The following is a 12859-nucleotide window of genomic DNA, read 5'->3' as shown; positions in this document are numbered from 1 at the left end:
GGCGCGCTCCTATGGGTAAAGAAAGGTCGAGAAATGCACTGTGCTGTCCGGGCCCGCGCTGACAACACCTTCGAGAGTACCGACGTATTCGCTGCGCAGGGTCAGGTAAAGGGTGGCGATACCCTCTTTGCTGGTGCCGAGCTGGAGCAGAAGCGACCTGCCATGGGAACGCGACACTTGCGGCTCTGGCTGCAGCGTTTCGATGCTGGCTTCGCGTAGCAGGGTCCCCCCGAGCAACAACATCACAGGCTCCCCGGCAGTACCGCGAACCGTGATGCGCAGGTTGTCGGTGGTGCCGCTGCGGCTGAGGCGCTGATACTCCACATGCACCCGGCCGTCCTCACTCATGACCTGGGCGTCACTGAGCGGACCGTTGCCGAACAACCCGGCCAGGCCCAGCAGCACGACCAGCACAAGCGCGTACCATCCCACCCGTTCGAAACGCCAGACCCGCTGCTGCATTCGCATGTCTTCTTCGACGGGGTGGTGCCTTGAAGCCAGCTCGTCTTCGTCCATGCTCGTAGCCCCTCAAGTAGCCCCTCAGGCGCGCTCACCGCGCAGCCAGCGTTGGTGGTAATGGGCCAGGTGCGACAACCCGTAGAGCGCGCCTTGGCGGATTACCTCCGCGCGCTCGCCAAAAAAGCGCTGGCTGCGAGTGAACACGGCCAAGGGCTCGCCGGCAAAGGCCCAGGCAAAGCACACCGTGCCCGGGGCGATGGCACCCTGCGGCTCCGGCCCGGCAACACCCGTGCTGGCGATGGCGACGGTGGCGTCGCTGTCTTTCAAGGCGCCGAGCGCCATCTCCCAGGCTACCGCCTCGCTGGTCAGGCCGTAGCGTTCGATAGTCTGTGGGCTGACGCCGAGCAGGCGTTTCTTGGCACTGGGCGAGTACACCACGTAGCCGCTTTCCAGTACCTCACCGGTCCCCGGCACTGCTGCCAGCAGCGCAACCATGGCCCCGGCCGTGCAGGATTCTGCGGTGGTCAGTACCAGCTTGTGGGCCTTGAGGTAATCAAGGGCCTCGAGTACGGGGTCGGTCGTCATGGATAGTCACTCGTGCGTTGTCTTGTGGTGGACGTGTTTCCTGGGGGATTGGTTCATTGCTTGTGCCACCGATCAATGGCGGGGAAAGCTTCCTGAACTTTGTTCCGCTTGCTGGCTTCCTCTGGGTAGGAGGGTGGTAGCGCGGGCCACGCGCTGCTGCCGGAACAACCGGAGGAGAAGTGATCATGACCGAGCCTGTGACCTATTTCTGGATCGCTGTTGCGGCGATCATCGTGTTGCTCGATCTGTGGGCCATCGTCAGTGTTTTCCGCAGTGACAAGAGCGATGTGACGAAGGCGATGTGGGCACTGTTGCTGTTGGCGCTGCCCATTGTCGGCCTTGCCATCTGGGGCGTGCTTGGACCGCGTGGAATCAAACGCGGTACCGGGCCGTCGTCGCCTGAACATAGCAAGGGGTAGGAGGGGAAATGAAGAAAGGATCGGAGACACCTCGCAGCGGAACCCAAGGTGAAGAGGAACGGGACAATGATGCGCAGCGTCCTGATGGGTCAACTGGCACGTCCCATGATTCCACTGCGCAGAAAACAGCTCGTGATGAAACGCAACGCAAGCGGTCCGCGTAACCTGTGGGAGCGGCTTTAGCCGCGAAGAATCCAACGCGGTGCATGGCACCGGCTGCGCCGGTGTTCGCGGCTAAAGCCGTTCCCACAGGGTCCCTGCTAATTCAATGAGTCATGGGCAGTTCGATCATCGCTGTATCCCCCCGAATGCATGGTCAGGTCCCAATGTACCGGCGGCAGCGCCCGGCACGAGGATGACCTTGCGGCAGTCGTCCTGCTTCTGGTCGAACAACTTGTAACCCAACGCCGCTTCTTCCAGGGCCAGACGGTGGGTGACGATCAGTTCCGGTTCCAGGCGCCCGGCCTCGATATGTTCGAGCAGTTCAGGAAGGAATTTCTGCACGTGGGTCTGGCCCATCTTGAACGTCAGGCCCTTGTCGAAGGCATCACCGAACATGAACGCGTGGATAAAGCCCGCATAGACCCCAGGCACGCTGACCACGCCGCCCCGGCGCACCGCGGCGATGCTCTGGCGCAGCGCCTTGCCGCTGCTGCCCTCGATCTTCAGCGTGGTCAGTACTGTTTCGGTGGTACTGCCCTTGGCCTCGAAACCGACCGCGTCGATGACGGCGTCCACGCCGCGCATGCCTGGGGTCAGGCGGATGATGCTGTCGGCCGGGTCATCATCCTGCTCGAAGTTGATCGGCACCACACCGTAGGCGTCGCGAGCGAACGCCAGGCGGTAGTCATTGTCGTCGACCATGAAAATGGTCTGGGCGCCCAGCATGCGCGCGCAGGCTGCGCTCAGCAGGCCGACTGGCCCGGCGCCATAAATGGCTACTGTCGAGCCGGGGCCGACCTGCGCATTGGTAACGGCCTGCCAGGCTGTTGGCAGGATATCCGAGAGGAACAGCACCTTGTCGTCCGGCAGGGCGGTAGGCACCTTGAACGGGCCGACGTTGGCCTTGGGCACCCGCACGAAATCCGCCTGGCCGCCGGGCACGCCGCCATACAGATGGCTATAGCCGAACAGTGCGGCCCCGGGCGGGATGCCTTTCTTGTTGATGATTGCACCGCGGCCGGTGTTGGTGGTTTCGCAAGCGGCAAACTGGTCGAGTTGGCAAAAGAAGCAGCTGCCGCAGGCGATCACGAAGGGAATCACTACGCGGTCACCGACCTGCAGGTTGGTCACCCCGCGGCCGGTATCTTCGACGATGCCCATGAACTCGTGGCCGAAGATATCACCCGGCTCGGTCTGTGGAATCTTGCCATGGTAGAGGTGCAGGTCGGAGCCGCAGATGGCGGTAGCGGTGACCCGGAGGATGATGTCGTCCTCGTCCTGGATAAGTGGGTCGGGGACATTGTCGACCCTGACGTCCTGGGTTCCGTGGTATGTCAGTGCTCTCATTGGTTCATCTCCTGGGGCCGGGTGGTCTATGCAGGGGAAGCCAAGGAGGGAGGTAAAGTTCAGGTGGAATCATCCATCGGTAATTTTCAGTGCTACTGGCCCCACCAACATCATGAAGAACTGTCGTTGAGGTGACATGGCAACAGGTGAAGCCGGCGCCCGGAGGAAACTTTAGCTGCCCTGCGAGGCTCAACCGTGCTCAAGCCGAGCGTAAAACCATGAACAGGAATCCAGCATTGCAAACAAGCTTTGCCCCTTCGGCCACGCCACGCCAAGCCGCGGGCTTGCTGACATCTGCCATGTTGCTGATGCTTGCCTCGGGGGTTGCGCCGCTTGATCGTGCGGATTGGTGGCTCGAAAACGTTTTGCCGCTGGCGCTTCTGCTCACCTTGGCTGCGACCAGCCGTTATTGGCGCTTTTCTCGGCATGCTTACCTGGCAATCGTGGTGATGCTGGCGATTCACGAGCTAGGAGCGCATTTTACCTATGCCAAAGTCCCCTATGACGCTTGGCTGCGTGCGCTTACCGACCACTCTCTGAATGCCTGGATGGGCTGGCAGCGCAACCAGTTCGATCGTCTGGTGCATCTGAGTTACGGCCTTTTGTTCGTCCTGCCGATCAGGGAGCTGCTCCAGCGCCAGGCCCGGTTGCGAGGTGGTTGGTTGGCGTTGTGTACCGTTTCCTTCGTCCTTGCCACATCGGCGCTGTACGAGCTGCTGGAGTGGATAGGTGGCCAATACCTGGGTGATGACCAGGCACAAGCCTTTCTCGCGACCCAGCAAGACCCTTGGGATGCACAAAAGGACATGGCCCTGGCTTTGCTTGGTGCACTTGTCACCTTGTTGATCCAGCGGTTTGGGGCAAGCAAGGTCTGGGGCAGAAGGGTAGTGAGTTTGGAGGGGGAGCACGGGTGACGGGTAGAAATAAAAGGCTTCTCCACCACTGGAAAGGCTTTTTGCAATCAGCCTGTGACCGTTGAAAAACCCTTAAGTTTCCATCGGGAAAACAATAACTTGGAGAATTTTTCCAAGTCGTGTCACTCGTCGGATTTCCATTGTAAGCCCCTGTCCAGAGCCTCAGGATCGCCTCCGTATCCCTCTGAGGCTTTCACAAATGAAGTACTCCTCGATTCTGTTGTTGTCACTTGGCCTGCTTAGCGGCGTTGCGTCGGCAGGCGGCAATACCGGAGCAGGTATAGGTGGCGCATTGGGTGGAGTATTGGGCTCGGTAGTCGGTCAGTCGATCGGCGGCAGCACCGGCTCGGCAATCGGCGCCGGCCTGGGTGGCGCGGCCGGTGGTGCGGTGGGTGCCGACAAGCACAGCCGTGGCGAGGCGGCCATTGGCGGCGCACTGGGTGCAGCTGGCGGCAACGTGGTGGGTCGCAAGATGGGCGGCACCACTGGCAGCATGATCGGCGCAGCAGCCGGTGGCGGTGTGGGTGGTGCCTTGGGCAACCACATGGGCCGGGAATACGATGACGAGAGCGGGCATCGCTACCGGGATTATGACGACGATGACGACGACCGGGGCTGGCGCCGTCACCGCCACGACCGTGGCCATCATTATGGCTGGCGCAACAATCACCGCTACGACGACTGATCCCCGCGTTACTGGCCCATCGCCGGGCTGGCCGCAGCTGTCACTCGGCTAGGCATCATGCGTGCTCTGCTGTAGCCACTCCCTCGGGCTTGCACCCACCTTGCGGCGAAAGGTGCGGGCCAACGCAGACGGGCTTTCGTAGCCGACCTCATCGGCAATCAGGGCGATGGGGCGGCCTTCGCGCAGCCGTTTCTGGGCAAGGCTGATTCGCCAGTTCGCCAGGTAATCGGCAGGGGTGATGCCCACGGTCTCGCGAAAGTGCGCAGCAAAGCTCGCGCGCGACATGCCTGAGCGGTCAGCCAACTCTGCCACGGTCCAATTGTGCTGTGGCTCGTTATGGATACCCACGAGCGCACGGGACAGCTGTGCATTGGCCAGCCCGGCCATCATCCCCGAAGCAATGCTGCGGCTGGCGATCAGATGGCGAAGTAGCTGAATCACCATCAACTCGAACAGCCGATTGAGAATGACATCCCGTCCACACTCGTCGCCGAAGGCTTCTTCGAACAGCCATTCGAGGGTGCCATCGAGGCCCTGCAATTCGCGCAACGGCTTGATGATGAAGTCCGGCAAGGCCTGGGTCAGCGGATTGTTGGCGCCACCATCGAACTGCAAGGTGGCGCACACCAACTCCGCTTCGTCTGCTTCGATCGCCAGCAACTGATGCTCCTGCGGACGTACCGCAAGTATCAGGCTTGGCTCCGCCAGCTCCATGAGCTGACCACGTTTGTCACTGAAGGTCAGGCGACCCGAACGAAGCAGGTGCGCGTGGCCGGAACTTTGCTGCCCATGAAAGCGGGTCGTTCCACAAAAATCACCGTGGTGGAAGGTAGACGCATGCAGGTTGAAGTGCTTGAGCAGTGTCGATAGTCGGTCCATGGGGCGCTCAGGTTTGGACGATCGGTTGCATAGATTCGACGATCTGAAGCCGAAAGGATAGTCGTCTTCCCTAGTATTGACTCCAGGCTTGATCGACAAGCTGGTTAATCACCCTACTGGAGAAACTACCATGACTCGTATCGCTGCTCTCTCGCTGGACCAGGCCCCTGCTGGCTCGCGCACTGCCCTTGAAGGCATTCAGAAAGGCCTTGGTTTCATACCCAACGCCTTCAAGACCCTGGCTCACTCCCCAGCCGCTCTCAATGGATACCTGGGCCTCGCCCAGGCTCTGGGCAAGAGCTCACTGAGCGCCGCGGAGCGTGAAGTGGTTGCGCTTGCCACCTCGGAAATCAATGGTTGCGACTATTGCCTGGCCGCACACAGCTTTTTTGGTGCCAAAGCCGGCTTGAGCGATGAGGCCATTAGCCAGGCGCGTAGTGGCACGCTCAGCGCGGTCGCCGCGCTGGCGCATCAGATCACCGAAAGCCGCGGCCAATTGAATGACGATCAGGTCGCCGCAGCACGCGAGGCTGGTCTCAGCGATGGCAAGATCGTGGAGGTGGTGGCACAGGTCACGCTGTTGACCCTGACCAACTACCTGAACAACATCTCCACCACCGATATCGACTTCCCGCCGTTGGCACACTAGGAGGGCAACCGACATGAACCAGGTGACAATCTATACCACCCAACACTGCCCTTACTGCGTGAGCGCCAAGCGACTGCTGGCGCACAAGGGGGTCAGTGCCGTGGAAATCGATATCGAGGCTTCGCCGAACCATCTGGCCGAGATGCTGCTGCGATCCAGGCGCAGGACCGTGCCGCAGGTCTTTGTGGGGAGTGTCCATGTGGGAGGTTTTGATGATCTGAAACGCCTCGATCAAAAGGGCGAGCTCGAAGCACTGCTCAGTGCCTGAAGGGCTGATTCAGCGATATTTGCCTTTGGCCGTTAGCCGCCCTTGGCAAGGGCAGCTAACGGTTCAAAGCGGTCACTTGCGATCCCTGTTTCACCGACGCTTCGTTGCACTCGTCGATGATCAGCACTGAGCCGCAGCAACCTGCTTGCGTTCACCCATGGGAGAGACGCCGAAGAAACGGCTGTAGCATTTGGAGAAATGCGCCGGCGAAACGAAACCACAGGCAAGGGCGATATCCCGTACTTGCGATTCGCTGTGCAGTAACAGTTGTCGGGCGCGCGACAGGCGTAATTCAAGGTAGTACTGGCTAGGGGTACTTTGCAGATGCTTGTGGAACAGGCGCTCCAACTGCCGAACTGAGATGTCGTTCAACTGCGCCAGTTCCTCCAGGGTCACAGGGTCTTCGAGATTGGCCTCCATGATGCTGACTACCTGGCTGAGCTTGGGTTGGGACGTCCCTAGCCGCTGTCGCAGGGGCACGCGCTGGCGTTCCTGCGAACTGCGAACGCGGTCGCACAACAGCAATTCGGCCGCATGTTCGGCAATCTCTCGCCCGCCGGGTTCGCGTGCGATCAGTTGCAGGCACATGTCCATTGATGCCACCCCACCCGAGCTGGTGTACCGGTCACGGTCAAGTTCAAACAACTGGCTGGAAATGATGATCCCGGGAAAGCGCTCTTTCAGCGCTTCGATATCTTCCCAGTGGATGGTGCAACGGTAACCCGTGAGCAGATTGGCACGCGCCAACAAATGGCTACCCGTGCAAATGCCACCCAATGCCACTTGGTCATGGGCGAGCTTGCGCAGCCAGTTCAGGATGGCGCGGGTATTGTGGTCGGAGACGATGGGGTTTGGCCCTACCACAAACAGCATGTCCAGCTTGGGCGCATCCTTGATGGTGTATTCAGGCAGGATGCGCATGCCGTTGCTGGCGCTCACCGGCTCCATGTCGGCGGCGATGATCAGTGTCTGGAACATGGCCCTGCGCGCAGCAAGGTTAGCCATGCGCAAGGTCTCCACCGCAGAGGCGAACCCGATGGTGGTGAAATTGGGGATCACCAGAAACCCGACGATCTTGGGTGTGGGGGCATCGACAGGGTAACCCGTGGCCAGCGGGGAGGATCTCGGCGTAGCCATCAATACGACTCCTACAATGCAAGATGACGTGTTCAGCGCCTGTCTCCCGATACAGGCAATTTTTTGTGTAAAAGGGCTCCAAGCCTGCGGCGGCATACTACACGCAGCAATCAGGCTACAGGGTGCGCACTGGCCGATATTCGCCCCCTGTTTGCAGTTTGACGCAAAAAGGCGACACCCTGCGAACGCATAGCCTTCGCAGGGCGAAGCGGCTGAGCCAGCCTCAGGCCGATTTGGTTGCGACACGGGGCAGTGGGCGCTTCCTGGGCGAGAAGATCGAACTCATGCACACGATGGCAATTGCCAGCGCGCCGGTTGTCATTACTTCCATGCGGTGGCCGGGCATGATCAGCATCATTGCCAGAATCCCGATGATGGAGGCGACGACCAAGTAGCTCAGCCAGGGGAACAACCACATCTTGAAGGCCATGACCTCACCTCGACGAGCCATCTGCTTGCGCAGGATCAGTTGCGATACCGCGATGGCCAGGTAGACCAGCAGTGCCACGGCACCGGAACTCGCCAGCAGGAAGGAGAACACCTCGTCCGGCGCAAAGTAGTTCAACGCGGTGGTAAGGAAGCCTACAGCGGTGCTGGCCATGACCGCGACGAATGGCACACCGGCCGATGAGGTGCGCTGGAGAACGGCAGGGCCGTCGCCACGTCTGCTCAGCGAGTAGACCATGCGCGATGCGGTGTAGATTGCCGAGTTGAGGCAGCTGGCCACGGCAATCAGCACGACGACATCCACGATCATCTTGGCGTGAGGGATGTTCATCAGCTCAAGGGCCCTCTGATAGGAGCCGACCTGCACCAGCATGGGGTCGTTCCAGGGCACGATCGAGACGATCAGGAACACCGAGACGATGTAGAAGATGCCCATGCGCCACACGACCGAGTTGGTAGCGCGGGTGATCTGTCTGGAGGGGTCCTTGGATTCTGCGGCGGCGATGGTGACGATTTCGGTGCCCATGAAACTGAACACCGTGGTCAGCATGGCGCCAATCACCGCTGCCATGCCGTTGGGCATGAAACCGCCGAAGTCGTTGCTCAGCTTGGCCACGCCACTGACGCTGAGGTTTGGCACCACGCCGGTCAGGGCCAGCGCACCCAGGGCGATGAAGGCCAGTACGGCGATGACCTTGAGCATGGCGAACCAGAACTCGAACTCCCCGTAGCGCGCAACGCTGAACAAGTTGGTCAAGGTGAGCAGGGCAGTAACGGCCAGTGCGAATTCCCAGGTTTCGATCGCGGGGAACCAGGCATGCAGGATTGCCGCTGCGGCAATTGCCTCGATGGGAATGACCAGCACCCAGAACCACCAGTACAACCATCCAATGGTAAAACCGGCCGAACGACCCATTGCGCGTTCGGCATAGGTGGAAAACGAACCGGTATCAGGGGAAGCAACTGCCATTTCACCGAGCATGCGCATGACCAGCACAACCAGTGTGCCGGACATGATGTAGGCCAGGATGGCCGCTGGGCCGGCCGCTGCAATTGCATGCCCCGATCCGATGAAAAGGCCGGCACCGATAGCGCCGGCTATCGAGAGCATGGTGACGTGGCGCTGCTTGAGGCCGGGGGCCAGAGTTGAATGGCTGGACATTATCATTACCCTTGTTGTTATAGATGGCGGGTTAACAGCTAATGCGAATCGTGCTCTGGTAGATCAATGCGGTGTTGCGGCGCTTAACTGAATGCCTCGCGGACAGCGTTGCTGATGCCTTCGGTGCAGACACGCAGAATCAGTTCGCCTTTCTCGCGGCTGGCGCCTTTTGGCGATGACAAGGTTCCACACGCCGGCGTGCGCTCGGCAATGATCGGGAACACATCGTAGGGGGGGAAGGTGGCTGGCGGATGATCGACGGCACGGGTCAGGTCGACTTTCTCGGGGTGCAGGGCCAGCATCAACGAAGTCTCGAAGACGCCACCGTGTTCAATGTCCCAGCCGAGGAATCCGTCAGGGTAGAGTTCCTGGATGACCTCAGGCGCGTTGACGAAGTCCCAGTAGGACAGGACCACGACCTTGAAATCGGTGATGCCGGCATAACGGAGTTCGCGCAGCGCCAGGTCGATGCCTTCCACGATGAACATGGAGTTCTCGTAGTGCCCGTTCATCATCACCAGCTGACGCGCGCCGTGCCGGGCCAGCTCCCTGATGATGTCCTGGATGGTATGTGTCAGTGTTGCGCCATCCAGGCTGGTGGTGCCGGGAAAGTGGTTTCCGCCGCCCGATTTTTGCTGCGACTTGTAGCCGTAGGCCAATGCGGGGAGCACCAGGCCGTCGACATTGCGCGCTACGGCCTTGCACAGCGCGGTCGGTAGCAGTACATCCACTTCCATGCACATGTGGTGGCCGTGTTGCTCCAGGGCGCCTACAGGCAAGAATATCGGGCTGCCGGATGCAACACGCCGGGCGTACTCGGGCCAGGTGAGTTCGCCAATTACAACGCTATCGTTCATCGGGTGGTCTCTCTATGTTCTTGTAATTGCAAAAGCTCGTCCGGTTTGCAGCAGTAGCAGATGTCCCAATTTGATCAGATCGCCATCGGCTGGAATTGTCAGTTTCCGACCTGGAATTGACAAAAGCTGCCGTGGCTCTATCCCGTAGGTCACGGCATGCGTTGATTCACGAGTTCAGGGGCGGCGAAAACGTTCATGTCGGACGAACTGATTTGCTTGCCCATTCTGCCTGGCAATTAGGGGTCGAAATCTGACATATCTGGCCAGGCAACTACCGGGACAATATTACTGTTCGCAGTAGACGCTGCGTGGGTAAAGTTGGAGGTAGTACATGCAGCAATTGACCGAAGTGGGCCAGCCATTGGCAAGCACAGTGCGCATTGGTTTCCTGTTGAGTGAAGGGTTTGATTTCTATGCGTTGGCCGCCGCATTGGAGCCGTTGCGCATCGCCAATGAAATTGCCCGGTGCGAAGTGTGCCAGTGGCAGATCATCAGCCTTGGCGGCCGGCCGTTGAAGGCCAGCAACGGTATTTCCACGGCCACCGTGGAACTGAGCCAGGCAAAACCGCTGGATATACTCATTGTCTGCCCGGGTGATGAAATGCGTTCACGCACAGGCACCCCGCATCTGCGCCACCGTGTATCGGGGCCGAAGGTGCGCTGTGCGGCAAAACAGATGACGTGGTGGTTGCCCACCGTTGACGATTACGCAGACCTGCCTGTCGGCCAGATCAAATGTGTGCATGCACCGGCCAGTGTTTCGGAACAGGTCAAGAAGACCCTGGCTTTGTTCCCGCCGTCTACATCCCACCTGCTTGGAGTCAGCGAACTGGCAACGCTGATCGGCGTTTCGCGGCAACTTCTCGAGCGCTTGTTCGCGCACCGCCCCCACTGAATCCTCACTATCGGTTGATTGCGCTGGCGCCTCGGATTCTGCGTCGCCTTTGCGGTGTTTGGCCTCGTTTGCACGGCGACGGATCTGGTCATTTACGGGTCGGATTCGCGCAAAAAAGCATTCGGCTTATCTGGTCGAATGGTCACCAGTGGCACCGATAAACAAGTTTCTCCGCTGTTAACTACAAGGAATAAAAAACATGCAAATGCCAAAAACCATTCAGATCAAGAACGGCGAAAAAGTCAAACCGACGTTCTCGCAACAGGAATATGCCAACCGTCAGTCCAAGTTGCGCACTTACCTGGCACAAAACAATATCGATGCTGCGGTCTTTACCTCCTACCACAATATCAACTACTACAGCGACTTCCTGTACTGCTCGTTTGGCCGCCCCTATGCACTGGTTGTCACTCAGGAAGCCGTCGTGTCGATCAGTGCCAACATCGATGGTGGCCAGCCATGGCGCCGTACGGTCGGTACCGACAACATCATCTACACCGACTGGCAGCGTGATAACTATTTTGTCGCGATTCAGCAGGCACTGCCCAAGGCCGGGCGCATCGGCATCGAGTTCGACCACCTCAACCTGATGAACCGGGACAAACTGGCCAGCCGTTACCCGCAGGCCGAGCTGGTGGACATCGCCGCGCCGTGCATGCGCATGCGCATGATCAAGTCGGCTGAAGAACACGCGATCATCCGCCAGGGCGCCCGGGTAGCCGACATCGGTGGCGCTGCAGTGGTGGAGGCCCTGCGTGACCAGGTACCTGAGTACGAAGTGGCATTGCACGCTACCCAGGCGATGGTGCGTGAGATCGCCCGCACCTACCCGGACTCCGAGCTGATGGATACCTGGACCTGGTTCCAGTCGGGCATCAATACCGACGGCGCCCACAACCCGGTGACCTCGCGCAAGGTCAACAAGGGCGACATCCTCAGCCTCAACTGCTTCCCAATGATCGCGGGTTATTACACCGCACTGGAGCGTACGCTTTTCCTGGACCACTGTTCCGATGAGCACCTGCGCCTGTGGGAGGTCAACGTCAAGGTGCATGAGGCTGGCCTTGAACTGGTCAAGCCCGGCATGCGTTGCAGCGACATCGCGCTGCAGCTGAACGAGATCTTCCTGGAGCACGATCTGCTGCAATACCGTACGTTCGGTTACGGCCACTCGTTCGGTACGCTTAGCCATTACTATGGTCGCGAGGCAGGCCTGGAGTTGCGTGAGGACATCGACACCGTACTCGAGCCGGGTATGGTGGTGTCGATCGAGCCGATGATCATGCTGCCCGAAGGCCTGCCGGGAGCTGGCGGTTACCGTGAACACGACATCCTGATCGTCAATGAGCACGGTAGTGAAAACATCACCAAGTTCCCGTACGGTCCGGAACACAACATCATCAAAAAGTGATTGAACCCGCCGCACAGTCACCCTGTGCGGCTTTCTCCCTGCACCGGCGATTTGCGCGGTGCGCCTGAAGGCGTGAACCGCGGTTGACTGAGTTACGCCGGATATAACTGCTCCTCTATCGAAACCGTGAGTGATGAAGTCTCTGCACCGGTGTGGAGGGTGGTATCCGTTTCGATCAGCATGACCGCACATTCTTCCTCGGCAATCGGCCGGTGTCGCATTTGCTTTGGAATCACGCAGAATTCTCCTGCGTTCAGGACAATGGTGCGGCTTTCGAGCTCGATGCGAAGCGTGCCAGAGACCACCGTAAACATTTCGTCTTCATGTTCATGGGCATGCCAGACGAACGCGCCTTTCAATTTCGCAATCTTGATGAAATGGTTGTTGACGCGGCCGATGACCTTGGGCTTCCAGTATCCGGTCAGCGTATCCAGTTCATGTTGCAGGTTGATGCTGTCCACCGTGTTGATCATGCGCGTACTTCCTTCTGCAAGTCAGTCTGAGGCTTGCAATCTAGAGCGGCGCGTGGCTTTTGCGTATCGACGAATTACAATACCGGTATTAACACTGCTAATGGCCTGGC

At 59.5% G+C, this 12859-nt stretch carries 15 protein-coding genes; 7 read left to right on the top strand and 8 right to left on the bottom strand.

The window, feature by feature from the left end:
- Positions 1-9: 9 nt before the first annotated feature.
- Positions 10-516: a hypothetical protein gene (locus ABX298_RS25740; protein ID WP_075045506.1), complete on the bottom strand. Its 507-nt coding sequence runs from the start codon at positions 514-516 to the stop codon at positions 10-12.
- 24 nt (positions 517-540) lie between these two features.
- Positions 541-1044: a CinA family protein gene (locus ABX298_RS25735; protein WP_075045505.1), complete on the bottom strand. Its 504-nt coding sequence runs from the start codon at positions 1042-1044 to the stop codon at positions 541-543.
- A 185-nt stretch (positions 1045-1229) separates the two neighbouring features.
- Here ABX298_RS25735 and ABX298_RS25730 point away from each other — a divergent pair, with 185 nt between their 5' ends.
- Positions 1230-1463: a PLDc N-terminal domain-containing protein gene (locus ABX298_RS25730; protein WP_004376302.1), complete on the top strand. Its 234-nt coding sequence runs from the start codon at positions 1230-1232 to the stop codon at positions 1461-1463.
- A gap of 288 nt (positions 1464-1751) precedes the next feature.
- Here ABX298_RS25730 and ABX298_RS25725 read toward each other — a convergent pair whose 3' ends face one another.
- Positions 1752-2972 (bottom strand): zinc-dependent alcohol dehydrogenase, encoded by a 1221-nt coding sequence (locus ABX298_RS25725; protein ID WP_354315988.1) that lies wholly within the window; start codon positions 2970-2972, stop codon positions 1752-1754.
- Between the two features lie 218 nt (positions 2973-3190).
- Between ABX298_RS25725 and ABX298_RS25720 the strand changes: the two genes are divergently transcribed.
- Positions 3191-3886, top strand: a complete 696-nt coding sequence (locus ABX298_RS25720; RefSeq protein WP_286918229.1) for a DUF2238 domain-containing protein — start codon at positions 3191-3193, stop codon at positions 3884-3886.
- Positions 3887-4085: 199 nt separating this feature from the next.
- Positions 4086-4571: a YMGG-like glycine zipper-containing protein gene (locus tag ABX298_RS25715; protein ID WP_013972210.1), complete on the top strand. Its 486-nt coding sequence runs from the start codon at positions 4086-4088 to the stop codon at positions 4569-4571.
- A 48-nt stretch (positions 4572-4619) separates the two neighbouring features.
- Here ABX298_RS25715 and ABX298_RS25710 read toward each other — a convergent pair whose 3' ends face one another.
- Positions 4620-5450, bottom strand: coding sequence for an AraC family transcriptional regulator (locus ABX298_RS25710; RefSeq protein WP_286918228.1), 831 nt, complete (start codon positions 5448-5450; stop codon positions 4620-4622).
- A 130-nt stretch (positions 5451-5580) separates the two neighbouring features.
- Between ABX298_RS25710 and ABX298_RS25705 the strand changes: the two genes are divergently transcribed.
- On the top strand, positions 5581-6099 hold the full coding sequence (locus ABX298_RS25705) for a carboxymuconolactone decarboxylase family protein (protein WP_286918261.1): 519 nt from the start codon (positions 5581-5583) through the stop codon (positions 6097-6099).
- 13 nt (positions 6100-6112) lie between these two features.
- Positions 6113-6367 (top strand): glutaredoxin 3, encoded by a 255-nt coding sequence (grxC, locus tag ABX298_RS25700; protein WP_015270068.1) that lies wholly within the window; start codon positions 6113-6115, stop codon positions 6365-6367.
- A 120-nt stretch (positions 6368-6487) separates the two neighbouring features.
- Here the strand turns inward: grxC and ABX298_RS25695 are convergent, their stop codons facing one another.
- The 3 genes from ABX298_RS25695 to ABX298_RS25685 all read right to left on the bottom strand — a co-directional run bounded on the left by ABX298_RS25695 (position 6488) and on the right by ABX298_RS25685 (position 9970).
- On the bottom strand, positions 6488-7504 hold the full coding sequence (locus ABX298_RS25695) for a GlxA family transcriptional regulator (RefSeq protein ID WP_015270069.1): 1017 nt from the start codon (positions 7502-7504) through the stop codon (positions 6488-6490).
- A gap of 223 nt (positions 7505-7727) precedes the next feature.
- Entirely contained in the window at positions 7728-9113 is a 1386-nt protein-coding gene (gene gabP, locus ABX298_RS25690; RefSeq protein WP_013972215.1) for a GABA permease, read from the bottom strand.
- Positions 9114-9196: 83 nt separating this feature from the next.
- A complete protein-coding gene (locus tag ABX298_RS25685) occupies positions 9197-9970 on the bottom strand; it encodes a creatininase (protein WP_013972216.1) in 774 nt (257 codons plus the stop codon).
- A gap of 331 nt (positions 9971-10301) precedes the next feature.
- Between ABX298_RS25685 and ABX298_RS25680 the strand changes: the two genes are divergently transcribed.
- A complete protein-coding gene (locus tag ABX298_RS25680; protein ID WP_023660547.1) occupies positions 10302-10865 on the top strand; it encodes a hypothetical protein in 564 nt (187 codons plus the stop codon).
- 199 nt (positions 10866-11064) lie between these two features.
- Complete coding sequence (locus ABX298_RS25675) at positions 11065-12276, top strand: M24 family metallopeptidase (protein ID WP_013972218.1); 1212 nt, start codon at positions 11065-11067, stop codon at positions 12274-12276.
- Between the two features lie 92 nt (positions 12277-12368).
- Here the strand turns inward: ABX298_RS25675 and ABX298_RS25670 are convergent, their stop codons facing one another.
- Complete coding sequence (locus ABX298_RS25670; protein WP_003256754.1) at positions 12369-12749, bottom strand: cupin domain-containing protein; 381 nt, start codon at positions 12747-12749, stop codon at positions 12369-12371.
- Positions 12750-12859 lie beyond the last annotated feature (110 nt).

The sequence above is a fragment of the Pseudomonas sp. X4 genome (genome assembly GCF_040784925.1).
Classification (GTDB): Bacteria; Pseudomonadota; Gammaproteobacteria; order Pseudomonadales; family Pseudomonadaceae; genus Aquipseudomonas; species Aquipseudomonas putida_Z.
Note: the sequence above shows the minus strand (reverse complement) of the source record. Positions and strands in the feature narration are given on the sequence as shown.